This is a genomic window from Jannaschia donghaensis (assembly GCF_001403795.1).
Taxonomy (GTDB): Bacteria; Pseudomonadota; Alphaproteobacteria; order Rhodobacterales; family Rhodobacteraceae; genus Jannaschia; species Jannaschia donghaensis.
The window spans coordinates 123415-149977 of the sequence record NZ_CXSU01000012.1 but is presented as its reverse complement, the minus strand read 5'-3'; the positions used below and the strand labels follow the sequence as shown (position 1 = coordinate 149977).

Annotated in this window: 25 protein-coding genes and 1 pseudogene; 20 read left to right on the top strand and 6 right to left on the bottom strand. The window is 62.1% G+C overall.

Going from position 1 to position 26563, the window contains the following annotated elements; translation table 11 throughout:
- Positions 1-196 precede the first annotated feature (196 nt).
- The 5 genes from JDO7802_RS09885 to JDO7802_RS09865 all read right to left on the bottom strand — a co-directional run bounded on the left by JDO7802_RS09885 (position 197) and on the right by JDO7802_RS09865 (position 4781).
- The gene (locus tag JDO7802_RS09885) at positions 197-421 is read right to left on the bottom strand and encodes a DUF3072 domain-containing protein (protein ID WP_144430590.1); all 225 of its coding nucleotides are present in this window, start codon (positions 419-421) and stop codon (positions 197-199) included.
- A 61-nt stretch (positions 422-482) separates the two neighbouring features.
- Positions 483-1310 carry a calcium-binding protein gene (locus JDO7802_RS09880; RefSeq protein WP_055085124.1) on the bottom strand — a complete coding sequence of 276 codons (828 nt, stop codon included), beginning with the start codon at positions 1308-1310 and terminating at the stop codon, positions 483-485.
- 160 nt (positions 1311-1470) lie between these two features.
- A complete protein-coding gene (gene metG / locus JDO7802_RS09875; protein WP_055085122.1) occupies positions 1471-3186 on the bottom strand; it encodes a methionine--tRNA ligase in 1716 nt (571 codons plus the stop codon).
- A 93-nt stretch (positions 3187-3279) separates the two neighbouring features.
- Positions 3280-3948, bottom strand: coding sequence for a hypothetical protein (locus JDO7802_RS09870; protein WP_055085120.1), 669 nt, complete (start codon positions 3946-3948; stop codon positions 3280-3282).
- A gap of 65 nt (positions 3949-4013) precedes the next feature.
- Entirely contained in the window at positions 4014-4781 is a 768-nt protein-coding gene (locus JDO7802_RS09865; protein WP_055085118.1) for an NAD kinase, read from the bottom strand.
- Positions 4782-4932: 151 nt separating this feature from the next.
- On the opposite strand from JDO7802_RS09865, the gene glyA reads away from it, so the two are divergent.
- The 5 genes from glyA to JDO7802_RS09840 all read left to right on the top strand — a co-directional run bounded on the left by glyA (position 4933) and on the right by JDO7802_RS09840 (position 9385).
- Positions 4933-6228, top strand: a complete 1296-nt coding sequence (glyA, locus tag JDO7802_RS09860; RefSeq protein ID WP_055085116.1) for a serine hydroxymethyltransferase — start codon at positions 4933-4935, stop codon at positions 6226-6228.
- Between the two features lie 200 nt (positions 6229-6428).
- The gene (locus JDO7802_RS09855) at positions 6429-7142 is read left to right on the top strand and encodes a CoA transferase subunit A (protein ID WP_055085114.1); all 714 of its coding nucleotides are present in this window, start codon (positions 6429-6431) and stop codon (positions 7140-7142) included.
- Positions 7143-7294: 152 nt separating this feature from the next.
- Positions 7295-8389: a PAS domain-containing protein gene (locus JDO7802_RS09850; protein ID WP_245624166.1), complete on the top strand. Its 1095-nt coding sequence runs from the start codon at positions 7295-7297 to the stop codon at positions 8387-8389.
- A 76-nt stretch (positions 8390-8465) separates the two neighbouring features.
- Positions 8466-9095, top strand: a complete 630-nt coding sequence (locus JDO7802_RS09845; RefSeq protein WP_055085112.1) for a 3-oxoacid CoA-transferase subunit B — start codon at positions 8466-8468, stop codon at positions 9093-9095.
- Positions 9092-9385: a GNAT family N-acetyltransferase gene (locus JDO7802_RS09840; protein ID WP_055085110.1), complete on the top strand. Its 294-nt coding sequence runs from the start codon at positions 9092-9094 to the stop codon at positions 9383-9385. Before JDO7802_RS09845 ends, JDO7802_RS09840 begins: the two co-directional genes overlap by 4 nt.
- Positions 9386-9400: 15 nt before the next feature.
- Here the strand turns inward: JDO7802_RS09840 and JDO7802_RS09835 are convergent, their stop codons facing one another.
- Positions 9401-10258, bottom strand: coding sequence for a lytic transglycosylase domain-containing protein (locus JDO7802_RS09835; RefSeq protein ID WP_055085109.1), 858 nt, complete (start codon positions 10256-10258; stop codon positions 9401-9403).
- Between the two features lie 851 nt (positions 10259-11109).
- Between JDO7802_RS09835 and JDO7802_RS09830 the strand changes: the two genes are divergently transcribed.
- The 15 genes and pseudogenes from JDO7802_RS09830 to JDO7802_RS18500 all read left to right on the top strand — a co-directional run.
- Entirely contained in the window at positions 11110-11355 is a 246-nt protein-coding gene (locus JDO7802_RS09830; RefSeq protein WP_055085107.1) for a Flp family type IVb pilin, read from the top strand.
- A gap of 202 nt (positions 11356-11557) precedes the next feature.
- On the top strand, positions 11558-12388 hold the full coding sequence (gene cpaB / locus JDO7802_RS09825; RefSeq protein ID WP_055085105.1) for a Flp pilus assembly protein CpaB: 831 nt from the start codon (positions 11558-11560) through the stop codon (positions 12386-12388).
- Between the two features lie 259 nt (positions 12389-12647).
- Complete coding sequence (locus tag JDO7802_RS09820) at positions 12648-14018, top strand: type II and III secretion system protein family protein (RefSeq protein WP_055085103.1); 1371 nt, start codon at positions 12648-12650, stop codon at positions 14016-14018.
- A 4-nt stretch (positions 14019-14022) separates the two neighbouring features.
- The gene (locus JDO7802_RS09815; RefSeq protein ID WP_245624165.1) at positions 14023-14667 is read left to right on the top strand and encodes an OmpA family protein; all 645 of its coding nucleotides are present in this window, start codon (positions 14023-14025) and stop codon (positions 14665-14667) included.
- A 321-nt stretch (positions 14668-14988) separates the two neighbouring features.
- Positions 14989-16350, top strand: coding sequence for a CpaE/TadZ family protein (locus JDO7802_RS09810; RefSeq protein WP_083481121.1), 1362 nt, complete (start codon positions 14989-14991; stop codon positions 16348-16350).
- A 66-nt stretch (positions 16351-16416) separates the two neighbouring features.
- Entirely contained in the window at positions 16417-17820 is a 1404-nt protein-coding gene (locus JDO7802_RS09805; RefSeq protein ID WP_438501647.1) for a TadA family conjugal transfer-associated ATPase, read from the top strand.
- Between the two features lie 3 nt (positions 17821-17823).
- Positions 17824-18792, top strand: a complete 969-nt coding sequence (locus tag JDO7802_RS09800; RefSeq protein ID WP_055085097.1) for a type II secretion system F family protein — start codon at positions 17824-17826, stop codon at positions 18790-18792.
- 7 nt (positions 18793-18799) lie between these two features.
- On the top strand, positions 18800-19786 hold the full coding sequence (locus JDO7802_RS09795; protein WP_055085095.1) for a type II secretion system F family protein: 987 nt from the start codon (positions 18800-18802) through the stop codon (positions 19784-19786).
- Positions 19787-19815: 29 nt separating this feature from the next.
- Positions 19816-20361, top strand: coding sequence for a tetratricopeptide repeat protein (locus tag JDO7802_RS09790; protein WP_245624164.1), 546 nt, complete (start codon positions 19816-19818; stop codon positions 20359-20361).
- A 35-nt stretch (positions 20362-20396) separates the two neighbouring features.
- Positions 20397-21242 carry a tetratricopeptide repeat protein gene (locus tag JDO7802_RS09785; RefSeq protein ID WP_055085091.1) on the top strand — a complete coding sequence of 282 codons (846 nt, stop codon included), beginning with the start codon at positions 20397-20399 and terminating at the stop codon, positions 21240-21242.
- Positions 21243-21248: 6 nt separating this feature from the next.
- On the top strand, positions 21249-21767 hold the full coding sequence (locus tag JDO7802_RS09780; RefSeq protein ID WP_055085089.1) for a prepilin peptidase: 519 nt from the start codon (positions 21249-21251) through the stop codon (positions 21765-21767).
- Between the two features lie 65 nt (positions 21768-21832).
- Entirely contained in the window at positions 21833-23152 is a 1320-nt protein-coding gene (locus tag JDO7802_RS09775; RefSeq protein ID WP_055085087.1) for a DUF8689 domain-containing protein, read from the top strand.
- Between the two features lie 230 nt (positions 23153-23382).
- Positions 23383-23811 (top strand): hypothetical protein, encoded by a 429-nt coding sequence (locus JDO7802_RS09770; RefSeq protein ID WP_144430589.1) that lies wholly within the window; start codon positions 23383-23385, stop codon positions 23809-23811.
- 142 nt (positions 23812-23953) lie between these two features.
- The gene (locus JDO7802_RS09765; RefSeq protein WP_055085083.1) at positions 23954-26359 is read left to right on the top strand and encodes a ligase-associated DNA damage response DEXH box helicase; all 2406 of its coding nucleotides are present in this window, start codon (positions 23954-23956) and stop codon (positions 26357-26359) included.
- A gap of 54 nt (positions 26360-26413) precedes the next feature.
- Positions 26414-26563 (top strand): annotated as a pseudogene (locus JDO7802_RS18500) (ligase-associated DNA damage response endonuclease PdeM); the annotation flags it as partial.

Below are 26563 nucleotides of genomic sequence, written 5' to 3'. Positions count from 1 at the left end.
ATTCGTAAGGATCATGCGCGATGTACGGGGTGGGTGCGCCGCGATCGGCGGATGTCCAAGGTGCCACCCCGGATCGGCCTGTCAGGTCTGACTGACAGGCCATTGAGATCTGCCGATCGTATGTCTCTTCAATACCGCAGCGAAATCGGCTTTCTGGCCGCGCCGTAAAGACTTGGTCAGAAAAACCAGGGCGCGATCAGTCGCCGCGACCCGTCTTCGATTGCAATTCGTCGATACGCTTGGAGGCGTCGGCCTTGGACAGCTTGGGATCGAAGATCTCTCCGGCTTCTTCGGACAGCGTCTTCAGATAGCTGGCCTGCGCGCCGGTCATGCTTTCGTCGCCCGTGGTCCAATCGTCCGGATCCTTGACGGCATTGCCGGGGACGTCCTGTTTGGGGGTGTTGCTGATCGGGTCGGTCATGGGAACTCCTGTCTGGATGTTCCCACAACGTTCCCGTTCGGCTGCCGGTTCCCCTGCGTGATCAGATCGCGGTCAGGCGGATCGTCGCGGGGTCGATTCCGGTAATGCCTTCGATGCGCATGACCTCGACTCCGTCAAGCGCCACCAGCGTGTCTTCGTCCTCTTCCATCAAAGAGATGACAGGCACAGCCTGCAGATCGGGCACGTATTGAACCTCCAGTACATCCTCATCGGGGTCGAAGTCGGTGATCGTCGCACTGCGACCCGCTTCGATGTAGGTGCCGAAGGTGAAGGTATCCGCCCCGGCCCCACCTGTCGCCACGTCCTGCGAGCCGACCAGGATCAGATCGTTGCCGAAGCCGCCGTCCAGAGTATCACCCGCATTTTCCACGCTGTCGTCGGCGACGCCTGCGTTCGACTCGATCCCGATCAGAATGTCATTTCCGGTCCCGCCGCGCAGTGTGTCCTGCCCGTTTTCGCCGAACAGAAGGTCGGCGTCGTTGCCGCCCAGAAGCAGGTCGTCGCCGCTGTCGCCCAAAAGCAGATCACGACCGTCCTGGCCCTGCAGAACATCATCGCCCTGTCCGCCGTCCAGCGTATCGTCCCCGTCAGCACCAAAAAGCGTGTCGTCGTCCGCGCCGCCCACCAGAAGGTCGTTGCCAAGGAAACCGCGAAGGATGTCATTGCCGGCATCGCCCGACAGAAAATCGTCGCGGGGTCCCCCGGCAAGAATGTCGTCACCGCTGCTTCCGGTTTCGATCTGACCGTTGAACTCGTCTTCCAAGGATGTGGATCCCTCGGTTTCGGCCGAGTCGGAATCGTCGTCGTCGAAAAGAGAAAGGGTGAGGCCGCCGACAAGCAGCAGACCGAAAAATGCAAACAAACCCATGGAAACCCCCGTTTATATCCCAAACGGAGGCCACACTTTCGCCGCACTTACAAGAAATTAAAGCTTGCGCTTTTATTTCGCGAACCAGTTTCCAAGCAGCGGCGGCACTGGTCCGTTTCGGTCAACAATCAGCGTCTGAACCGGCGCGCCGCCCCTTCGCTCAAGCGCGCTGTCCGGCGAATCGCTCCGCCCATTCCAGGCGCTGCTCGTCGGTGATTTTGGCGAACAGAACCTCGGGCACGGTGAAGACATGGCCCGGCTGCAGCGCCTCCAACGCGGTCTTGACGTCGTCCGGCCAAGCGTCGTCATCGGCCTGCATACCGTCGAGCATTGCGGTCGCGGCATCCGGGATAAAGGGCCGCGAGAGAACGGCGTAGAATCGGATCAGATTCAGAGCCATGCGGATCTGGGCAGCGGCCCGTTCCGGGTCGGTCTTGAACGTGGCCCACGGCGCGGCGTCCTGCAGATATTCGTTACCTGCGACCCAGATGGCGCGCAATTCGGCGGCGGCCTTGCGAATCTCGATACCGTCCATGAAACCCTGATACGCCTTCAACCGAGTGCCGAGCGTTTCGATCAACGCCGTCTCCGACGCGCCCCAGGTTCCGCCCGCCGGCACCTCTTCCCCGAACTTCGAGCGGCAGAATTTCGTGACGCGACTGACGAAGTTGCCCAGCACGTCGGCCAGGTCCTTGTTCACGTCGGTCTGGAACGTCTCCCAGGTGAATTCGGTATCGCTGCTTTCGGGCGCATGGGACAGCAGCCACCAGCGCCAGTAGTCCGCCGGCAACAGCGACAGCGCCTGATCCATGAAGACGCCGCGCCCCCGCGACGTGCTGAACTGTCCGCCATCGTAGTTGAGGTAGTTCAGGGACTTGAGGTAGTCGACTGTCTTCCAAGGCTCCCCCGACCCGAGCAGGGTCGCCGGGAAGGACAAGGTGTGGAACGGCACATTGTCCTTGCCCATGAACTGCACGTAGTTGACGTTCTCCGCACCCTTGTCGGTACGCCACCACCGCTGCCAGTCGGCATCGGCACCCTGTGCATCGGCCCATTCGTGGGTCGCGGCGATGTATTCGATGGGAGCGTCGAACCAGACATAGAAGACCTTGCCCTCCATCCCCGGCCACGGCGCGTCGCCTTTCCGGACCGGGATGCCCCAGTCCAGGTCACGGGTGATCCCTCGGTCCTGCAGGCCGTCGCCGTCGTGCAGCCATTTCTTGGCGATCGACGTGGTCAGCACCGGCCAGCCATCCTGACTGTCGATCCAGGCGTCCAACCGATCCTTCAGAAGCGATTGGCGCAAAAACAGATGCTTGGTTTCACGCACCTCGAGGTCGGTGGAGCCCGAAATCACGGATCGCGGTTCGATCAAGTCGGTTGGATCCAGCTGTTTGGTGCAATTGTCGCATTGATCGCCGCGCGCATCCGCGAAACCGCAGTTGGGACAGGTTCCCTCGATGTAGCGGTCGGGCAGGAACCGCCCATCGGCGTTCGAATAGACCTGCTTCGACGTCCGTTCGTCGATCAGGCCGGCCGCGTCCAGCTTGCCCGCGAAATGCTGCGTCAGCGCGTGGTTCTGCGGGCTGCTCGAGCGCCCGAAATGGTCGAACGACAGGCGGAACCCGTCGGCGAGGTCCCGCTGCACCTGCCACATCTCGGCGCAGTAATCCGCGACCGGCTTGCCCGCCTTTGCCGCCGCCAGTTCGGCCGGAGTGCCGTGTTCGTCGGTCGCGCAGATAAACATCACCTCATGGCCCCGCGCACGGCAATAACGCGCATAGAGATCGGCCGGCAGTTGCGAGCCGACCAGATTGCCCAGATGCTTGATGCCATTGATGTAGGGAATTGCGGAGGTGATGAGCGTGCGCGCCATGGGGACCCTGTCGGTTTGCGTCATGGCCGCTGTAGCGCGCGAAATGGCGAAGTGCCAGCGGCGGGACGGTGCGCGTCGACCTAAGACCCAAGTTCAGATTGCGCGAGAGCTGACGACGATATCCTCGATCCGGCCCAATATTTCCTGACCACCGACGTCCACCTGACCGGCAAGGTTCGTGATCTCCGCCGCGATGACCAGGAAGGATCCACCCGAGCTGCCGATGCGCGCCCGTTCGGCCAAAGCCTCTTTTCTGGCCCGAAGCGCAGTGACGACCGCCTGTTGCCGTTCCATGACGGCGGTCAGTACCGGAAGCAGATTTTCGAAAGCCTCGTTGATGATTTCGGCAAAGCGATCGATGTCAGGGGATTGGCCCCATGTAACGGTATCCGACACCGCCTGCCCCGTCGCGACGAAGGTATCGCCGGCCGGAACGAGGCCGCGCCGATCCATCTGCACCGTGTCGAGGATACCCACCCCCGCCGGATGGATCCGTCGGCCCGGCGGCATCCGTTTTGCGTGATAAAAGTCCCGCAACACGCCTGCGAAAATCAAAGCGCGGAACAGCCCGTTCATACTGCGCCTTCGCGAGGTCGTGTCGCGGGCCAGAAAGACGCCGCCAACGAACAGACAGACATGGGCACCCCGCGATAGCAGACCTTTGGGCAGGGTGGCGATGGCCCGCAATGCTGCAGGTGTGACGGTGCCTTCATCGAGGGCCCGCAGCGGATCTTCGGAGACTTTCGACGCGGGTGGCGACATGACGGCAGTCTTGGTCGCAGGGGTGCTTACGACAGGTTGAAGCGAAGTCCGTCGGCATCGCCGTCTCAGGTGAACTGTTCCCGCAGCAGACGCTCCTCCAGCCCGTGACCCGGATCGAAGAGCAGCCGGTGCGCAACGGTGCTGTCGCTCTCGATCTCGACGGCGACCACATCGCGGACGGAGTTGCCGTCGGCTTCGGCCATCATGGGCCGCTTCTCCGGGTGCAACACGTCCAGCCGCACCTTGGCCACCTGCGGCAACAGGGCCCCGCGCCAGCGCCGGGGTCGAAAAGCCGACATCGCCGTAAGCGCCAGGACGCCCGACCCGATCGGCAGGATCGGCCCGTGTGCGGAATAATTGTAGGCCGTCGACCCCGCCGGCGTCGAGACCAGCGCCCCGTCGCAGACCAGCTCCTCCATCCGCACCTTGCCATCGACGGAAATGCGCAGTCTTGCCGCCTGTGGCCCGGCGCGCAGAACGGACACCTCGTTGATCGCCAGCGCCTCCACCGTGTCGCCGTTCGCGCGGGTGGCGACCATGCGCAGCGGGTTGATCACGGCTTCCTCGGCGCGGTCCAGACGACCCGTCAGCCCGGTCTCCCGGTAGTCGTTCATCAGAAATCCGACGGTGCCGCGGTTCATGCCATAGACGGGCGCGTCGATGTCCATCGTGGCGTGCAACGTCTCCAGCATGAAGCCGTCGCCGCCCAGCGCCACGATGATCCGTGCCTCGGCCACCGGAACGTTCCCGTAACGATCTGTCAGGCGATCGAGGGCGGTCCGGGCCTCGGATGTGTCGGAGGCGAGAAAGGCGATGTTCTGGACGCGGGGCATGGGTTTCCTCGGGATTGCGAAAAGGGTTGGCGCGACGGACCCGGAAACACAAGGTCGCGGCCGAAAGCTCCTGCGCCGCTTTGGCCGCTTTCATCGTGCTCGCGACAGGGGTATGACGCCCGCAACCAGCCCCAAACGCCGGAGACGTGCCATGAACGCCCCCCACCGCGACCCGAACTTCTTCTCCGCATCGCTTGCGGATACCGATCCCGAAATCGCCGAGGCGACACATCTGGAATTGGGCCGTCAGCGCGACGAGATCGAACTGATCGCATCCGAGAACATCGTCAGCCGCGCCGTAATGGAGGCGCAGGGCGGCGTGATGACCAATAAATACGCCGAAGGTTACCCCGGCCGCCGCTACTACGGCGGCTGCCAGTATGTCGACATCGCCGAGAACCTGGCCATTGACCGCGCCAAGCAGCTGTTCGGTTGCGGCTTCGCCAACGTTCAGCCCAATTCCGGCAGCCAGGCGAACCAGGGTGTTTTCACCGCGTTGCTGCAGCCAGGCGACACCATCCTTGGGATGAGCCTGGATGCCGGCGGGCACCTGACCCATGGGGCCAAGCCAAATCAATCGGGAAAATGGTTCAATGCGGTGCAGTACGGCGTGCGCAAGGACGACCTTCTGCTGGATTACGACGAGGTTCAGGCCCTTGCGACCGAACATTCGCCCAAGATGATCATCGCCGGGGGATCGGCCATTCCGCGCGTCATCGATTTCGCCCGGATGCGGCAGATCGCCGATTCGGTCGGGGCGGTCCTGCTGGTGGACATGGCGCATTTCGCGGGACTGGTCGCCTCCGGGCATTATCCAAGCCCCTTTCCCCATGCCCATGTGGCGACCACAACCACGCACAAGACGCTGCGCGGTCCGCGCGGCGGCATGATCCTGACCGATGACGAGGCCATTGCGAAAAAGGTGAATTCCGCGATTTTCCCCGGCATCCAGGGTGGCCCGCTGATGCATGTGATCGCCGCGAAGGCCGTCGCCTTCGGCGAGGCGCTGCGTCCGGGTTTCAAGGATTATCAGACGCAAGTGATCAAGAACGCCCAGGCGCTGGCTGATCAGTTGATGAAGGGTGGCCTCGATATCGTGACCGGGGGAACCGACACGCATCTGATGCTGGTGGACCTGCGCCCCAAGGGCGTGAAGGGCAACGCGACCGAAGCGGCGCTGGGACGGGCGCATATCACCTGTAACAAAAACGGCATTCCCTTCGACGACGAGAAGCCGATGGTGACGAGCGGCATCCGCCTGGGCACCCCGGCCGGCACGACACGCGGCTTTGCGGAGCCGGAGTTCCGGCTGATCGCGGATTTGATCGTGGAGGTCGTGGACGGGCTGGCCGCGAACGGGATAGAGGGTAACGCTGAGGTCGAGGCATCGGTGCGCGCCAAGGTGCAGGACCTGTGCGGTCGCTTTCCGATCTATCCCGACCTCTGACAGCCCATCGGGACGGATCGGCGAATAATGCGGGGCGGCTTCGGTCGCCCCTTTTTTGTCGCAGGGCGGGGCCTGAATTTTACGGCTGCGGACGATGGCCCGGCACCCCCGCGACGTTTGCGACATCGCCGGACCTAAGCGATTGAAATACGGGAAACAGGCGGGTAGCGTTCGTGTACAGTTGCATGCCGGGGGGACACATGAAGAAAATATATGGATCGGCGGCAGATGCGCTCGACGGTGTTCTTCATGACGGGATGATGATCGCTGCGGGCGGCTTCGGCCTTTGCGGAATTCCCGAACTTCTGCTTCAGGCGATCAAGGATGCGGGAACGAAAGATCTGATCTTCGCGTCCAACAATGCCGGCGTCGATGACTTCGGTATCGGCATCTTGCTGCAGTCACGTCAGGTCAAGAAGATGATCTCCTCCTACGTCGGCGAGAACGCGGAATTCATGCGGCAGTATCTGTCCGGCGAGTTGGAGCTGGAGTTCAATCCGCAAGGCACCCTGGCCGAACGGATGCGGGCGGGCGGCTGCGGTATTCCGGGCTTCTATACCAAGACGGGAGTGGGCACGGTCATCGCCGACGGCAAGGAACACAAGGATTTCCCCACCGGGCCGGACGGCGCGGCCGAAACCTACATCCTGGAGGAAGGCATCTTCGCCGACCTGTCCATCGTGAAGGCGTGGAAGGCGGATGCGACGGGCAACCTCGTGTTTCGGAAGACTGCACGCAACTTCAACCCGCCGGCCGCGATGTGCGGTAAGATCTGCATCGCGGAGGTCGAGGAGATCGTCCCGACGGGATCGCTGGACCCGGACGGTATCCACCTGCCGGGCATTTACGTGACGCGCCTGATCGAGGGCGCACACGAAAAACGGATCGAACAGCGAACGACGCGCGCCGCCTGACGCGACGCGCCACGACCGGACGGTTCGTCGGGACAATCCGGCGGAAAAAATTATCGACGCCCCCCGCCGGATCGGGATCCGGGGGAAATGACCGACGGATATATGGGGTACCCCCATCGTCGGACGGGCCGTATCGCAGGAGGAACGACCTGATGAACGACCACGACGATATGAAAAGCGGTGCCCCCCAGGCGCGCCGGACCGGAAGCTTCTTGCGCGAGGTGGCACAACCCAAACGCAAGCTGAGCGCGGTGATGGGCGAGGAGGATGCCCTTGCCGGATTCAGCCGGGTCAAGGTGGCGATGGTGCTGACCGACCCGCGCGTCGAAGATAATCCCATCGTCTACGTCAACGCCGCGTTCGAGCGGGTGACAGGCTATTCGCGGTCGGCGGTGATCGGGCGCAATTGCCGGTTCCTGCAGGGCGACAAGACCAAGAAAGCGGACGTGGATACCTTGCGCCAAGCGGTTTCCGACGGTCGCGATGTCAGCGTCGACATCCAGAATTACCGCGCCGACGGACGGCCCTTCGTCAATCGGCTGGTAATCGCACCGATCATGGATGGCAACGGCGACGTCATGTATTACCTGGGCATTCAGAAGCCGCTGACGGCCAATGAGATCGAGGATAAAGAACTCAACGAGCAACTGACGGCGATCCAGTCGCGCGTGCAGGAAGACCTGTCCTTCGTCCTGCGCGGCATTGGGGAGGCCGGCGAGACCGGCGAGCCGATCGAATTCGAGGCGATGACCCGCCGCATGGAATGCATGCAGCTTGTCTACGAATCCATGGCGTTGTCGGACAGCCTTGGCCGCCTTTCCCACGGCATCGACCTGGGTGGGCTCATCAGTCGTGTTGCGGCCTCCATTGCGTCCGAAGAGGGTCGCCCCGGCATCCGCTACCAGCAGGCCATCGAAGGCGCGGAGGTGAACCTGGAAGCCGCCGTCCGTATTTCGCTGTTGCTGTCCGAAGTCCTGTTCAACGCCTTTCATCACGCGTTCGACCGCATGGACGAGGGCATGGTGGAGCTTCGTATTTCGCGGCTGGCCGCGGGCGGCTTGCGATTGGTGGTCACTGACGATGGCGTCGGCCTGCCGTCGAACGCCGCTTTCCCGGATCTGACGACCATCGGGGGACGCCTGATCTCGACCCTGACAGACGGTCTGGATGCGACGATTACGCCGGTCCGCGGGGCCGCCGGTACGGTCGTGATGCTCGACGTGCCTGCCGGAATCGCCGACGTCTGACTTTACGCAGACCTGAAACTGGCGCAGGACGGATCCGACGACTGGCCGACCGCGCCGCGCACATGAAGGACGAGACATGCCCTGGGATCGCAATCAGATGGCCGCGCGAGCCGCGCAGGAACTTCAGGACGGCTGGTATGTGAACCTGGGCATCGGAATTCCGACGCTGGTGTCGAACTACATCCCCGAAGGGATCGAAGTCACGCTGCAATCCGAGAATGGAATGCTGGGCATGGGCCCCTTCCCGATCGAAGGCCAGGAAGACGCCGATCTGATCAACGCGGGCAAGCAGACCATCACCGAATTGCCGCAGACCGCATATTTCGACAGCGCGCAGTCTTTCGGCATGATCCGGGGCGGCAAGATCGCAATGGCGATCCTGGGCGCGATGGAAGTGGCCGAAAACGGTGATCTGGCGAACTGGATGATCCCCGGCAAGCTGGTCAAGGGGATGGGCGGCGCGATGGATCTGGTGGCCGGTGTCGGCCGCGTCGTCGTCGTGATGGACCATGCCAACAAGCATGGACAATCCAAGGTTCTCAAGGAATGCACCCTGCCATTGACCGGTCAGGCGGTGGTGGACCGGATCATCACCAACCTGGGCGTTCTGGATGTCGTCGATGGCGGATTGCGGATCGTCGAACTGGCCGACGGCGTGACCGAAGACGAAGTGCGATCGCTGACCGAAGCGACGCTGGTCGCGTGACCGACCTTCCCGGCACGATTGATCGCGAAGACGGAGACAGCGGCGGGCGCTGGATCTACCGTCACGCAGGGATCGAGGCCGAGATGACCTATTCCCGCTTGGGCCAAACCAAGATCATCGTGGACCATACCGGCGTGCCCGATGCCTTTCGCGGCCAGAACGTCGGGCTGGCACTGGCTCAGAGAATGGTCGCGGACATGCGCGCCGAAGGCCTGCGCGTGATCGCGCTTTGCCCCTTCGTCAAGGCGCAGGCGCGCAAGCATCCTGAATGGGCCGATGTCATCGAGTGATGCGCCCCCATACGATCAGGAGTCGGTCAGCGTCGGATTGAACACACAGCCGTCGCCCGGCAGGACCGGTGGGGTCATGCACATCTGGCGCGCGACATTCCAGGCGGCCAGCACCTTGGGCACATAGGCGCGTGTCTCGGCGTAGGGCGGCACACCGTCATTGCGCTGCACAGCCCCCTCGCCCGCGTTGTATCCGGCGAGTGCAAGAACCGGATCGCCCCCGAATTCCTCCATCAGCCAGTCCAGGTATGCGATGCCCGCGCGGATGTTCTGCGACGGATCGTTGGGATTGCTGATGCCGAACCGTTCGGCCGTCGCGGGGATCAGCTGCATGAGACCTTGGGCCCCTTTGTTGCTTACGGCAGTAACGCGCCCACCCGATTCCACCGAGATGAGCGCCAGGACGAGCGCCGGGGACACGCGGGTCCCGACCGAACGCGCCAGAATCTCCCGCCCGTGAACCTTCGCGATGCCCTGAAGTTGCTGCAGGGACGGCGCGCGGATGCCGCTGCTTTCGGGGGGGCGGGCGGCAACCTGCGTCGCCTTCAGGAAACGACCCGGCGTCCGTTCGATGCTGGGTGAGACGGCGGACCAGAACCACGCCTGATGATCGGAGCGTCCTGCCTTCTGCTCCGATGGGGCTGTGCGAGCGGCCGCGTCACCGGGGGACTGCGGCGCGCCGGGCCGTGGCGCGCCCGCGGGGGCCAGCTGCTCGCGGTAGGTATCTGCGCCGATCTGCACGTTTATACGGCTGCCGGAGGACGAGTTGGAGGGCGGCTTCACGCGCTTGAAGGTGAATTCCGCGTGCGCCGGAGCCGTCGGCATCACGAGGGCGAGCGCGCCAACGAGAGAGATGGAGAATATGATGTTCATGTCCGACTGCTCTTTTGCCGTTTGGGCTATTATTGGATCCGGTGTGCCATGTTCCCGACGGATCTGTCATCCGCCGGGCCGCATGTCGTTGTCGATCTGTGACAATTGCCGCGGGTCGGCCCGAATGCAGCCGTTCGTGCCGCGCCGATCGCACATGCCGGTCCCAATGTTGTTGCCGGCAACACCTTAATCTTCAATGAATTCGGCATTGTCCGCAATTTGAACGAAATGCGACACGATCTTGCCGCATTTGGCCACCATACCGATTTCATCCGCTGACGACGGCGACGGCAGACCGCCCCGGCACCGGATCAAAAACAAGCACCGACACAGTCGGGCAAGGACCGTGACGATCGAGCAGTCCCCACCGATCCGTTGGCAGACGGAAAGGATAACGAGGGAAACGTCACCAAGCTTCCATCGGTTCGACCGAGGGACAGAGGGTCGTGCTGGCAGGCGCGACCCTCACTTCGTTCGAACGAAGCGGCGGCACCGCGTCCCGGTGCGAAGGATCCTTCTAATTTGAAGGCTTCCGTTTTCACCGGCCCAGCGTAAGTGCGGAGACCACAGACGATTCCTGCCGCCCGCGTGGTCAACACGTCAGGGTCCACGGAATCGATTGCTGGCATCGCGACTAACGGACCGGCGTGCGAGAAAACCGATCCGCCTGACTTGCCGACTCAATAAAATCAATTGCTTGGGAAATTTCCATCGCGATTTGACCTGTGTATTTCCACGGACATGTCCCGCCCCTGTCTCATTCCCGCCGCCTTTCCGGGGGAAAACAGCTTCATCGAAAGGGCGAAACGGCCCGACGACAAACGAAGCGTAACTTACCAAGGAACGAGACTATGCTGAACAACATCAACACCTTCATCAACGACGAATCCGGCGCCGTCACCGTCGACTGGGTCGTGCTGACCGCCGCCCTCGTCGGTCTGGGTCTGGCTGTCATGTCGGTCGTCTCCGGCGGCATCGAGAACCTGTCCACCGACATCGCGACCGGCCTGGCCGACATCGAGCCCAACAACTCGGCTACGATCTTCGCCACCAACACGGACGCAACGGGTACGCCGGCCCCCACCACCACGCCGTAAGATCGTTTCGGCGAAGACGTCGCTGATCGACCGGTCCGAAACGCCCCGCCCTTACGGCCGGGGCGTTTCTCGTTCTTAACCCGCATTTAAGACGGCCATGGGATAACCCGCAGACGTCCATGGTCTTGCCGTATTCCGGCACCAGAACGGAAACGATCGCTCGCAGATACGCGGGCCGTGAGTTTTAACAAGGATGAATCCGATGCGCCTTATCTTTGGCCTTCTTCTGCTGGTGGGCCTCGGCCTGGCCGGCTTTGCCATCAACACTGCCAAGGGGCGGTTCGATCAGTATCAGAACGCCCTCAACCAAAGCCAATCCGCCATCGTGCCGGTTCGCGATGTTTATGTCGTCAAGCGCCAGCTGCGATACGGCGACATCCTGCGACCCGATGACGTGCGTGCCGTATCTTGGCCCGAAGACGCCGTCCCGGCCGGCACGTTCGACACCCTCGACGCGATCTTCCCCACCGACGATGATGGTCAACGGACCGTGCTACGCGTGATGGAGCGGGACGAACCGATCTTGCTAACGAAAGTCACGCAGCCCGGACAAGAGGCCGGCTTGGCTGCCGCGCTGACCAAAGGGATGCGCGCCTTTACCCTGCAAGTGGATGTAAACTCGGGGGTGTCAGGCTTCCTGCGTCCCGGCGACCGGGTCGACGTCTACTGGACCGGTGGAAGCTCCACCGGCGGCGTGACCCGCTTGATCCACGCGAACTTGCCCCTGATCGCGATCGACCAGCAGACCGACGAGGAGCGCAACAGCCCCACGATCGCACGCAACATCACTGTCGAAGTCACCCCAGCCGAAGTCGCCAAACTGGCGCAGGCGCAGGCCACCGGACGGCTGACACTCGCGCTGGTCGGCGTGCGCGACGACACGCAGTCGCCCACCGTGGAGGCGACGCTTGCCGAAATCCTCGGCCCCAAGGAACAGGCCCCTGTCGTCGAACGACAGGAGACGTGTTCGGTCCGAACCCGCAAAGGTGGTGAAGTGGCGCGGATCCAGATACCCTGCCCGCAAGACGGCTGACGGTCGCAACACCCCGCTCCGCGCTAGACAGACTCGAAGCCGTGCCCAGTGGGTGCGGCTTCCACTGTTTGCCTCCATCACATGCGGTCGCTGCCTATTAGAATTGTGACGCAAAAGAGGCGAACTGTGTCCAATTGGCTTGGAAAGCGCGACGAATGGACCGAAGCCGTTGCAAAAACATGCGAGTCTGACATCTTTGCCGAGACGCGGGCGCAAGATCCGCCGGATTTGGGCAGCGTGATCAGAGAGGCAGGTCACAATGAATTATCGTACGATCCTACGGGCAGCACTGCTCGGGGTGCTGGCATCCGGCGCTCCGGTCGCGGGTGCTTACGCTCAGACACTTCAAATCAGCGAGGGCAGGACACAGACGGCGCTGCGGGTTCCACTGAACCGCGCGATCGTTCTGGAATCCGACGTTCCCTTCGCGGAACTTTCCGTCGCTAACCCTCAGATCGCGGACATCGCGACCCTGTCGGAGCGGACCGTCTATGTCCTGGGCAAATTGCCGGGGCGTACGACGCTGACGCTTCTAGGGCCTGACGGGCGGCTGATCACCAATGTCGAGGTGCAGGTCACCCCCGACATCGCCGAATTCAAGGAGCGTCTGCGCGAGTTGATGCCCAGCGAACATATTGAAGTGCGCACGGCAAACGACGGCATCGTCCTGTCGGGCATCGTCTCTTCGATCCAAAAAGTCGATCAAGCCCTTGAAATCGCGGAGCGTTACGCGCCAGAGCGGGTCTTGAACCTGATGAGCGTTGGCGGCACGCAGCAAGTACAGCTAAAGGTCCGGTTTGCTGAAATGGCGCGCTCGGTTTCCAAGCAGCTGGGCGCATCGTTCGACGTCTCCGGTACCGACGCAACATTGTTGACGGGAAGCGGTACGACTGTCGCCAACGCGGCGGGCGCACTGGCCGTCTCCTTTGGCGTCGGCTCCGCCAATTTCGATGTTCTGTTGTCCGCCCTGGAAGAGCGCGGCGTTGCTCGGACCCTGTCCGAGCCGAACCTGACCGCCCTTTCGGGTCAGCTCGCCAGCTTTCTGGCCGGCAGCGAGATCCCGATCCCGTCGATCGACGACGAAGGAAACGTGGGTGTCGACTTTCGCGAAATCGGTGTGGTGTTGAACTTCACCCCGACCGTCGTTGACGATGACATCATCAACCTCGTCCTTGAAAGCCAAGTGTCCTCAATCGATACCGGTGCGGACGCAACGAACATCGGCGGAGCACTGGTTCCGTCCATAACGACGCGTCGGGCCGCCACCACGGTGGAACTGCGCGACGGTCAAAGCTTTGCGATTGCAGGCATTCTGCAAGATGACTTTTCCGACAGCATCAATCAGGTGCCGCTTTTGGGCGACCTGCCGATACTTGGCGCGCTGTTTCGGTCGGCCGGGTACCAGCGGCGACAGACGGAGCTTGTCATCATCGTGACAGCACACCTGGTGCAGCCGACATCCGGCGCGGCCCTGGCCGTTCCGACCGATCGCATCCGTCCGCCGTCCGAAAACGAATTGTTCCTTTACGGTCGCGACATCGGCGGTCAGACCCGCACCCGCGCGTCCACCCGGGGCGGCGATGCCGCAGAGCAGGATTTCTCAGGCAACTATGGCTATGTGTTGGAGTGATATGATGAGCAGAATTTCGATCACCCGGCGCACCCTGCTCACCGGCCTTGCCGCCGGTGCGCTCACCGCCTGCACCGACCCGCGCTACAACAGCGAGGCCGGCGCCGCGATTGACGAAGGTGGCTTCGGCGACCCGACGATGCGGAACATGCTGGTCATGAACGGCGAAGCCCCGGCGTTGAGCCATTTGGGTGCGCGGTTCGCCGCAGAGGTCCCCTCGACGATCAACTTCGCCTTCGCGAGCGACGCGCTCGACGCGACGGCGCGAGCGATCCTCGATCAGCAGGCCGACTTCATGCGCAACTTCCCCGAAGTGCGCTTCAGCGTGTACGGTCATACAGACAAGGTCGGCTCGAACGCCGCCAATAAGGCACTGGGTCTGCGCCGGGCACGCGCTGCCGTCGCATATCTAGGCCAGCGCGGTGTGGCGAGCACACGCCTGGCCGCTTTGGTGAGCTTCGGCGAGACGCGTCCGCTGGTACCAACGCAATCGCCCGAGCGGGCGAATCGCAGAACCGTGACCGAGGTCTCCGGCTTCGTCGCCGACAACCCGTTGGTCCTTGACGGGAAATACGGGCAGATCATCTACCGCGGATACGTACAGGCGGCCAGCGGGCGCGGTGAGATCACACAGGTCAGTGCAGAATAGATTATACAAGTCGACCGGTTTCGGGGTTCGCCTCGCCCGGATCCACAGCGACAAGATCGGCCCCGGACCTTAGTTCGGGGCCGATTTTGTACGCGCCGCAGGTGAGTCCCATTCGCCATGTTTTGGTGCGCTTGTTTCCGATAATTTCATCTTTCTGGTCCAATTGTTGCCTGAATTGCCGGTCAGAACGGGCAGTAAGGGGGCATTCCTCCGATGGCCGACCCGCCGGATTTTCGGCCAGCGCGAGGCCCCCACCGGTCCCAATACGGGGTCGAGATACCTGCCCCGAAGGGGCGCCGAATGAACGTGTGGTGATATCAGATGGCCAGCAACCTTGCTCTCCTCCCCGAGCCCGAACCGCTTCGCGCGGTCACGGTGTCGCGTGACGTGCAGGAATTCGACCTGCTGATCGAAGACATGGAAGCCGAACTCGGCGAGGCCTGGGGCGATCTCAACTTCACGGAAGCCAGCGCCTTTCTGCGTCAGGACGAAGCCGAAAAACTGGAATTCATAGTAATCGCCGTCGATACCGACGACGAGGACCGGCTGCCGCTGGTCGCCGACATAACGCGACAGGCCAAACGGATCGGTCTGAAGGTTATTCTTGTGGCCGATGGGCTGGGACCGATGTCCCTGCACGAATTGCTGCGCGCTGGTGCCGACGATTTTGCGCCTTATCCCCTGCCCGAAGCGGCATTGTCCGACGCCGTTGCACGTCTGAATTCGCATGAGGGCGCTGACAACGCCGAAATCCTCAAACGCGCCGGAGCCGAGATGGGCGACGTCGTCGATGTGGAAACCGAGAAGCCACAGTTGCCTGCTGCGACGACGGGGGGCGGTGGCGGCCGGAGCAACGGCGCAATTTTCGCAGTCCAGTCTGCCGCCGGCGGGGACGGTGCGACGACGATGGCCGTGAACCTGGCGTGGGAGCTGGCCAATTCGAGCAAGACCGACGCGCCCAAGATCTGCGTCATTGATCTGGGCCTGCAATTTGGATCGGTCGCGACCTATCTGGATCTGCCCCGCAAGCCGATGATCCTCGAAATCCTGTCCGACGTATCCTCCATGGACGAACAGGCTTTCCGCCAAGCGCTGCGCACCTACAAGGACAAAGTCAGCGTCTTCACATCGCCCGCCGACATCCTTCCGCTCGACCTGATCGGACCGGAAGACGTCATCGGACTTCTGACGCTTGCCCGGGCCTGTTTCGACATCGTGATCGTCGACATGCCGGGGACGATCACAGGCTGGACAGACACGGTGCTGAGCCAGTCGGACCTCTATTTCGTAATGTGCAGTCTGGAGGTGCGGTCGGCGCAGAACGCCATGCGGTTCCAAAAACTTCTGAAATCCGAAGGGCTTCCGGTCGAACGCATGGCTTTCGTGCTGAATCGCGGACCCGGCAAAATGGATATGAGCGGCAAGACCCGCGTCGACAAGATGGCCGATAGCCTGGACGTAAAGTTCCACGCTGTGCTGCCCGACGGCGGTAAGCAGGTGACCGAAATCAACGATCAGGCCGTCCCGCTGAGCACCCTGGCCCCGCGTAACCCCCTGACGAAGGAAATCCAGAAATTGGCAACCAGCCTTCTGGATGCACGCGAAGCGATCACCACCGGGGCCGCCCCGGCCACTGCCAAGAAATCCGCCAAGAAGGCGATCTTCGGCCTGAAGTTCGGCTGATAGCCCAAGAGGATCAGTTAAGTGTTTTCACGTTACAAAAAGCCCCAGATCGAGGGCGCAAAGCCAATCGGGGCAACGTCTGCCGACGATACCGAAAACTTGGCCAAGCCCACCGTTCCGGCGAAGGCCCCTGCTGCGGCAGACCCCGCCCCAAAGCCAAAGGCTGCGACACCCGCACCGCCGGACAAGGACCTCAAGCGCCGCGAACGGATCGAGGAGTTGAAGACCGAGATGCACCACAGGTTGCTCGACAACCTGAATCTCGCAGCGATCGAAAAGGCCGATCCGACGGCCCTGCGCGGCGAGATCGTGTCGATCACTTCCGAAGAGCTTTCGGACATGGGCGTGGTCCTTGGCCGCGAAGATCGCGACACGCTCAATAGCGAACTCTTCGACGAAGTGATGGGCCTTGGTCCGCTGGAGCCGCTTCTTAAGGACGAGAGTGTTAACGACATTCTGGTAAACGGCCCGCATTCGATCTTCATCGAACGCGAGGGTAAGCTGCAGAAATCGGAAATCCGCTTCAAGGACGAAAAGCATTTGATGCGGATCATCGACAAGATCGTCTCGGCCGTGGGACGTCGCGTCGACGAATCGAACCCCTATGTCGACGCCCGCCTGAAGGATGGCTCTCGTTTCAACGCGATGGTCCCCCCGGTCGCCGTGGACGGATCGCTCGTCTCCATTCGTAAGTTCAAGAAGGAGAAGCTGGCCGTCGACGACCTGGTGAACTTCGGTGCGTTCACCGAAGAGATGGCCACCTACCTTCAGGCCGCCGTGGCCTGCCGACTGAATGTCATCGTGTCGGGCGGAACCGGTTCGGGCAAGACGACCACTCTCAATGCGTTGTCGTCCTTCATCGGCAACACCGAGCGCGTGTTGACGATCGAGGACACAGCCGAACTTCAACTCCAGCAAGCCCACGTGGGCCGGATGGAAAGCCGCCCGCCCAACGTCGAGGGCAAGGGTGCCGTGACCCAACGCGACTGTCTGCGCAACGCCCTGCGGATGCGCCCCGACCGTATCATCGTCGGCGAAACGCGCGGCGAGGAAGTTATCGACATGTTGCAGGCCATGAACACCGGTCACGACGGATCGATGACCACGATCCACGCCAACAACGCACGCGATGGCATTTCGCGCCTGGAAAACATGGTTGCGATGGCCGGTATCGAGATGCCGCTCAAGGCGGTCCGCGCCCAGATCTCCTCGGCTGTTAACCTGATCGTGCAGGCGTCGCGCCTGCAGGACGGCTCTCGTCGAATGGTCTCGATCACGGAAGTGACTGGGATGGAGGGCGAGGTCATCACCTTGCAGGAAATCTTCCGCTACGAACGATTGGGTCTGCAGGAAGACGGCAAGATCATCGGACGTTTCACCGGTACCGGCATCCGCAGCCACTACTCCGACCGCTTCAAAGCGTGGGGCTACGACCTGCCCGCCTCCATCTACGAACCACAGGGGAACTGATCCATGGAACTGTCCATCGAACCGCTGATCTATATCGCGATTTTCGGCGCGGTCTTCCTGTCGATCGGCGGCATCTACATGCTGATCTTCGGCAAATCGATCAAGCTGAACAACCGCGTGAACCGGCGTCTGGAAATGCTGGAAAAGGGTCAGACTCGCGATGAGGTGATGGCCCAGCTGCGCAAGGAGATGTCGCAGCACGATGGCGCGAAATCCATTCCGCTCTATTCAATCCTGGCCGAAAAGGCGCAGAAGGCGAATCTCGCCTTCACGCCGGGCATGCTGATTGGCGTTATGGTTCTGATGGTCTTCATGTCATTCTTCCTGATGACGTTCCTGACACAGGCCGCGATGCTGATCCGTATCCCTCTGTCACTCTTCATCGGGATTGGCGGTGTTTACTTCTGGGTTAATGGCCAGGCCAAAAAACGTCTCGCCTTGATGGAGGAGCAGCTGCCCGACGCGGTCGAGCTGATCGTGCGGTCCCTGCGCGTCGGCCACCCGCTCAATTCGGCCATCGGCATCGTCGCGAAGGAAATCGCCGATCCGCTCGGCTCCGAGATGGGGTTCATCGCAGACGAGGCCGCCTATGGTCGCGACGTGCCCGAGGCGCTGCGTGCACTGGCCGAACGGGTCGAATTGCAGGACCTTCGCTTTCTTGCCGTGGCGGTGGCCATCCAGCAAAAATCAGGCGGAAACCTCGCCGAGATCCTCGAGGGTTTGGCCCGCGTCGTCCGGGCCCGGTTCAAGCTGTTCCGCAAGGTGAAGGCCATCACCGCCGAAGCCCGATGGTCTGGCGTGTTCCTGTCGGCCTTCCCGGTTCTGGCAGCGGTCGGCATCAATGTGATGAAGCCCGATTACTACTCGGAAGTCTCCGAAACTGCTTATTTTATCCCCGCCGCTGCCGTGGTGATCGTGTTCCTTATCGTGAACGTGTTCTTCATGCGCATGATGGTCAATATCAAGGTCTGAGGCCCATATGTTCGATCAGATATCCCTCATGCTGACCGACCTGATAGGTCCGGACGCATTCATCTACATCGCCGGTGCGGCCGGGCTGCTGATCGTACTGATGATGCTGCCCCTGGTCTTCCACAAAAAGGTGGAGCCGATGGACCGCATCGCGCGGGAACGGAAGGGCATCCTGCTGGATGATGAGGACGGCAACGAACAACTGTCGCGTCACGGGACGCGAAATGAACATCTCGCAAAATACGCCCAGTACCTCGACCCTGCGGATGAGGAGCAGGCCTCTGCGACGCGCACTCTGCTGATCCGCGCGGGCTATCCCCACAAGGATGCGGTCCGGACCCTGACGGCGGCTCAGTTCCTGCTGGGCATCGGCCTTCTGGTGTTGGGCGCAATCTACACCTTGGTTCTGGCGGGCGATGACGTTCCCATTCACATGAAGCTGGCTTACACGATGATCCCTGGGGCCGTCGGCTACTACGCTCCGAAGTACTGGGTGCAAAAGCGCGTCGCCAAGCGCCAGGGCGAAATCCAAGACGGCTTTCCCGACGCGCTTGACCTTCTGCTGGTCTGCGTCGAAGCCGGTCAGTCGCTCGACCAGTCGATCATCCGCATGGGCACCGAAATCGAACCGTCCTATCCGGCACTTGCCGGTGAGTTCCTGATGGTCGCGCAGGAGATGAAGGCCGGCAAGGACAAGCCTTCCGTCCTGCGATCCATGGCCGAGCGTTGCGACATCAACGATATTACCAGCTTCGTGACCGTGTTGATCCAGTCGCAGAGTTTCGGCACCTCGATCGCGGATGCTCTGCGCGTCTATGCCGACGAAATGCGGGACAAGCGGGTCATGCGCGCCGAGGAAAAGGCGAACGTCCTGCCCACGAAACTGACCGTGGGAACGATGATGTTCTGCGTTCCGCCCCTTTTGATCATCCTGATTGGTCCATCGCTGCACGGTATCGGCGAAGCGCTTTCGGGCACGAATACGGGCTTTTGACGATGATGCGCTTTGCCCTCCTCCTGCTAATGGCGACCATATTGTCGGCGTGTCAGTCCGGCATCGCGGCGCGCGGAGCGGTGATCGACGATCCGCTGACCGCGCCGGGATTTGCGCGTGGCGACGATGTCGTCGATCCGCTGATCGTGGGGGACCGGCTGTTGGCGGCGGGCGAAGCGGATCTGGCGCTCGACAGCTATGTCCGCGCCGCCTCCGTCCAAGGCCTGACACCCGAGATCATGGGGGCCATGGCCGGGGCAAATATCCGGCTCGGTCGACTCGGTCAGGCGGAACGGCTGCTGCGCGACGTGGTTGAGGCCGAGCCGCGCAACGGACAGGCTTGGAACAATCTGGGCGTGGCCCTTCTGGAGCAGGGCAAGACCGGCGAGGCACTGCGCGTTTTCGAAACTGCGTTCGCATTGCAACCCTCGCCGGAAATTCTCGACAACCTGCGCGTTGCAGGTGCAAAAATTTCAAACGCTGCCTATGATCAGCCTCGAGATGAAGCCTTCACGCTGACGCGGAGGAACAACGGGGTCTATGACCTCAGTTCCCCCGACGGACAGTACCCATAATAATAACGAAGGCCTCGAGCAGAAAAGGACGCAAAATGCGCCATCCTGGCTTTATAGCTCTCCTTTTGGGAGGGACCTTTGCCCTGTCGGCCTGTGGCCAAATGGGTCAGTCTGAAGTGACCCGTGCCGTAAACAGCGCCACGCGCGCCGAAGCGGACAGCATTCGAGAGATCATGCTGACCGTCGCCGATCCGCGCGAAGCAGTAACCTACTTCCAGCGTCAGGCTCAGGCGGAGCCCGACGATATCGAGCGCCAGCGCGATCTGGCCGGTGCCTTAATCAGGGCAGGACGCAACACCGAAGGCAAACAGGCGTGGCAGAAGATTGTTGCGTCAGAAAAATCTAACAGCGAAGACCTCGTCTTCCTGGCCGATGCCATGATCCGAAATTCGGACTGGGCGGCCGCGAAGATCGTGCTCGACACGATCCCGCCGACCCATGAAACCTTCGCCCGCTACCGCCTGGAGGCGATGGTCGCCGACAGCAATCAGCAATGGTCGCGGGCCGACAGTTTTTATGAAACCGCTGTCGGTCTGACGACGACCCCCGCCGGCGTGATGAACAACTGGGGATATTCCAAGCTGACCCGCGGCGACGAGGAGGCGGCGGAGCGATTGTTCATCGAAGCCATCACATACGACGAGAAGCTGTTCACCGCCAAGAACAACCTCGTCCTCGCCCGTGCCGCCCGACGCGTCTATGCGCTGCCGATCGTGCCGATGACGCAGGAAGAACGCGCGCAACTGATGCACACAGGCGGCCTGGCCGCGATCAAGCAGGGCGACGTCGACATCGGTCGCAGCCTTCTGCAGGACGCGATCGACACCCATCCGCGCCATTTCGAAGCCGCCGTGCGCGCGCTTCAGGCCCTGAACGGATAAGCGTCGATGCAGTTTCTATCCGACCTCGCGATAACGCAGAAACAGGCAATCGTCTTCGGCCTTCTCACGCTTCCGGTTACGTTCTGGGTGATCTGGACCGATCTTGTGTCCATGAAGATCAAGAACGAAGCGGTTCTCGCGATGCTGGCGATCTTCGTGGTGGTCGGTTTCTTCCTGCTGCCGTTTGGCGATTATGCGTGGCGCTATGTGCATTTCGTGGTCGTGCTGGTCGTGTGTTTCGTACTGTCCGCGACAATCGGGATGGGCGCGGGCGACGCGAAATACATCGCGGCTGTGGCCCCGTTCGTGGCCTTGTCGGATGTCGGCGAAATCGCCCTGCTTTACGCGATCTGGTCCGTTGTCCTGTTGATCGGAATGTTCATCGCCCGTCGAAGCAACGCTTTGCGACGATCCAAACCCGACTGGATCTGGTTCGCGGACGATCGCAAAGGCTACGTCCCTTTCGGCCTGGCGCTTGCCCCGACGGTCTCCAGCTATTTCCTGTTCGGCGCGCTCGCCCCCTGACCCGGGTCTTCAGCAAACCGTAACCCCCCTGCCCTAGGACGAAACGAACCCAGAGGATCCGCCCCATGAATATGCGACCCGATCCCGCTGCGATGGGCGTCCCCGCCCCCGAGCAGCCCCGGACCCTGATCGACACCGGCCTGACCGGCACAATGCTGCGCGACATCCTTCTCAAGACGGTGTTCCGCAAATCGGTCGAAACGACGCGCGAAATTTCCGAGGCGATCTGCCTGACGACCGGCCTGACGCAACAGCTGATCGACCAGGCCCGCGACGCCGGTCTGATGCAGGCAACCGGCACGATGCACGCCGGTTCGTCCGGCGAAATGGGATTTCAGCTGACCGACACGGGCAAGGTCCGCGCCAGCGATGCGCTGGCCCAATCGGAATACTACGGGCCGATGCCCGTTCCGCTGGAACGCTACAAGGCGCAGGTCAGGGCCCAGTCGGTCAAGAACATCCGCATCACGCGACAGCTTCTGATCAAGTCGATGGGCCACCTTATCCTGCCCCCCACCCTGCTGGATCAACTGGGTCCAGCGGTCGGATCGGGCCGGTCGGTGCTGATGTACGGCCCGCCCGGCAACGGAAAGTCGTCGATCGCCGAAGGTATCCGTGCCGCACTTGGCGACAATATCTGGATCCCGCACGCCATCGAATACGCCGGCCAGGTCATCACGCTCTACGATCCGATCGTGCATACCCCGGTGAAACAGGAAACCGACGTGAGCGAACTTCGCAAGGTTAACACCCGCGTTGACCGTCGCTATCTGCTGTGTCAGCGGCCCACGGTGATGACGGGCGGCGAGCTGTCGCTCGACATGCTTGACCTCAACTACAACGCGACCGCCCGGACCTATCAGGCCAGCCTTCAGCTCAAGTCGTCGGGTGGGGTCTTCATCGTGGACGACCTTGGCCGTCAGGCTGAACCACCACAGAAGATCATCAACCGCTGGATCGTTCCGATGGAGATGGGTTACGACATCCTCGCCCTCCAATCTGGCGAGAAGTTCGAGGTGCCGTTTGACACGCTCGTGGTGTTCTCGACCAACTTCCACCCCAACAAGATCTTTGACCAAGCTGCCCTGCGCCGGATCTTCTTCAAGGTACTGATCGATGGCCCCACGCAGGCCGAGTTCCTGAAGATTTTCGCCATGGTCGCCAAGAAGAAGAAGTTCGAGATGGATGAAGCCTCGCTTCTGCATCTGCTCAAAAAGAAATACCCCGAAATCAACAACGTCTACGCCAACTTCCACGGTGTTTTTCTGATCGATCAAATGATGGCGGCCTGTGATTTCGAGGGCTTGCCCTATCGTATGACGCCCGAATTGATCGACCGCGCTTGGGCCAACCTCTTCGTCGAGGAAGTCGAGATCATTCACTGACACCGGGGAACGGGGCGGCCGGGGTGGATCGCCCCGCCAAGTCGACAAATCTTCGACCGGACAGCAGTCGACACCGACAAAACATCGAACGTGGCACCGGTGCCGCAACTTGCCCGAATTTCGCCCGATTTCAGCCTTAGCTGTTTCTCAACACGCGTCCAAAAGCGTGAGAGCAGTATCAAAGGCACCCCATGGGAAATTCTGTTGACACGCGCCGTTCAATTCGTCTGGTGAAACTTCTGATGCCCGTCGCCGCGATCTGTGGCTCCATCGCCGCAGGTCTGCTGATCGCCGGTGATCTCACTGGCCGCTCCCACGCGCGCGAGGCCCTGGACCCGTCCCAATTCGACCAAATCGAATTCGTCGCCCGCGTCGATCGCCCCGAAGCGCGCGCGCTGCAGGATGCGCTTGACAGGGCCTGCGGCCTGTCCGGCTGCGATGCCACGACGGTACATCCGATGGTCTTGGCGTCCACGGAACAAATGACCCCCGAGGAATTGAAGGCCGGGCTCGACGCACAGGTCCGCGTCCGCGCCGAAAGCCAGGCAATTCGCAATCGGTCGCTTCCCGGAACACCCGCCGCGACCATGGCGGAAATGGAAATCTTGGCAGCCGAACGCATCACCGCATTCTATGAAATGGAGCTTGCGGAACGCTGACGCACGGCCCGGTCTTTGCGGCCGGCACGCATCCCGCCGACCCTCTCATCCATCCCAAGGCTGACCGAATTCGGCGGGTATCAGGGCAGGTCCTTCGGGGTCTGCCCTTTTCATCGCGCGGCGCGGCGTTACCTTACGCGCAATGGACCTACCCGCGCCCCTGACCCGCTATTTCGCCGATCGCGGTTGGTCGCTGCATCCCCATCAACAAGACATGCTGGACCGGTCTGCCGAGCCCTCGCTGCTGCTGATTGCGCCCACGGGTGGCGGCAAGACGATGGCGGGGTTCCTGCCGACCCTGACCGAACTTGCGGACGGCACGCACGAGGGTTTGCACACGCTTTACGTCAGTCCCCTCAAGGCCCTGGCCAACGACATCAAACGCAATCTGCGTGGCCCAATCGAGGAGACCGGTCTGCCGATCCGGGTGGAAGACCGCACAGGCGACACCTCCCAGACACAACGCAAGCGACAGCGGGCGGATCCGCCCGACATTCTGCTGACGACACCGGAAAGCCTGGCGCTGATGATCTCCTACCCCGATGCGGCGCGGACCTTTGCAGGCCTCAAGCGCATCATAATCGACGAAATTCACGCCCTTGCCGAAGGCAAGCGCGGCGATCAGCTGATGCTCTGCCTGTCGCGGTTGCAGACGCTGGCCCCCGGCCTGCGACGGGTCGGCCTTTCCGCGACGGTCGATGATCCGGGCGTGATTGCGCATTACCTAGCCCGACATCCTGACCCCTGTCCCATCCTGCACGCCGACCCCGGCCCGGCCCCCGATATCGCGATGCTGTCCACGACCGACGCGCCCCCTTGGGCCGGTGCGGGCGGGCGATACGCGATCCACGACGTTCTGGAGGAGGTGAAGCGGCACAACACGACGCTGATTTTCCATAACACCCGCGCGCAGGCGGAAATCTTTTTCCACAACCTCTGGTTGGCCAACGAAGACGACCTGCCCATCGGCATCCACCACGGAGCCCTGTCGCGCGAGGCACGCCTGAAGGTCGAGTCGGCGATGGTTGCAGGGGAACTGAAAGCCATCGTTGCGACCGGATCGCTGGATCTCGGGATCGACTGGGGCGACGTCGACCTGGTGATCCAGATCGGCGCGCCCAAGAAAGTAAAAAGTCTGGTGCAGCGGATCGGTCGCGCCAATCACCGATACAATGCGCCGTCGAAGGCTCGGCTCGTGCCCGCCAATCGGTTCGAGGTGGTCGAATGCGTCGCCGCGCTGGACGCGGTGCGCGACGGCACGCTCGACGGTGATCTGCGGCTGGACGGTCCGCGCGATGTTCTGTGCCAGCATATCGCCTGCATCGCCTGCGCGGGGGATTTTGCCGAAGATGTGCTCTTCGCCGAAATTCGCAGCGTCGGGCCCTATTCAACACTGACCCGCGCAGAATTCGACGATTGTCTGAACTTCGTCGCCACCGGCGGATACGCCCTGCGCGCCTACGACCGCTTCCAGCGATTGAAACAGCGGGCCGACGGCACCTGGGGCCTGCGCGATCCGCGCGCGGCGCGCCAGATCCGCATGAACCTGGGCACGATCATCGACACCGACACGCTGAAGGTCCGCTACAAGGGTCGCGGCGGAATGCCCCTGGGCGAGATCGAGGAGGGGTTCGCCGCGACACTCACGCGCGGCGACACGTTCCTTATGGGCGGCAAGGTCGTGCGGTTCGAGGGCCTGCGCGAATTGATCGTCGAAGTCAGCCCGAACCCGAACAAGGAGCCCAAGGTCGCCACCTTTATGGGCTACAAATGGGCGACGTCGGTGCATCTTGCCGACCGCATCCAGCGCATTCTCCACGCCGGTGATTTCGCCGCCTTCCCCGACCACACGCGCGAATGGCTGGACCTGCAGGTCGAAAGGTCGCGCATGCCTGAACCCGGTCGCCTGCTGGCCGAGACATTTCCGCGCGACGGGCGACACCACCTTTGCGTCTATGGTTTTTGCGGGCGCAACGCGATGCAGACGCTGGGACTTTTGATGACACGGCGGATGGAGGAGGCGGGATTGGACCCGCTTGGCTTCGTGGCCACGGATTACGCTGTCCTGATCTGGGGCCTCAAACCCGTGACGGATGTCGCCCCCCTGCTGGCGAACGACGGCATCCGGGAAGCGCTCGACGGTTGGTTGCAGGGAAATGCGGTGATGAAACGGACGTTCCGCAATGCGGCGATCATCGCAGGCCTGATCGACCGTAATTTTCCCGGCAAGCGGGCGTCAGGCAAGCAGGCCACGTTTTCGTCGGACATCCTCTACGACACGCTGCACCGGTTCGACCCCGACCACCTGATGCTGCGCATCACCGAAGAAGAAGCGATGCGCGGGCATATCGATTTCGGTCGTGTTGAACTTCTGCTCGACACTGTGGGCGACCGCATCGATCATGTTCCGCTGAACCGTGTCTCACCCTTGGCCGCGCCATTGTTTCTTGAAATGGGAAAAGTACCGATCAAGGGCAAGGCAGAGGGTCGGATGATGCAGGAAGAGGCGGAGCGTCTGATGGCCGAGGCGGGTCTGCCGCTGGACTGACCGCGCCAAGAGGATTGCCTTGAACCCGGTGCCCGCGCGTGATTCACCTGCACCATGCACGACGGTCATGCCTTCTCCTTCGCCGGTCACGCCATGGTGGCCCGCGCCTCTGGTGCGCTGCACTGGCCGGGCGAAGGCGTTCTGGTGGTCAGTGATCTGCATTTGGGGAAATCAGAACGCATCGCCCGGCGCGGCGGTGCTCTG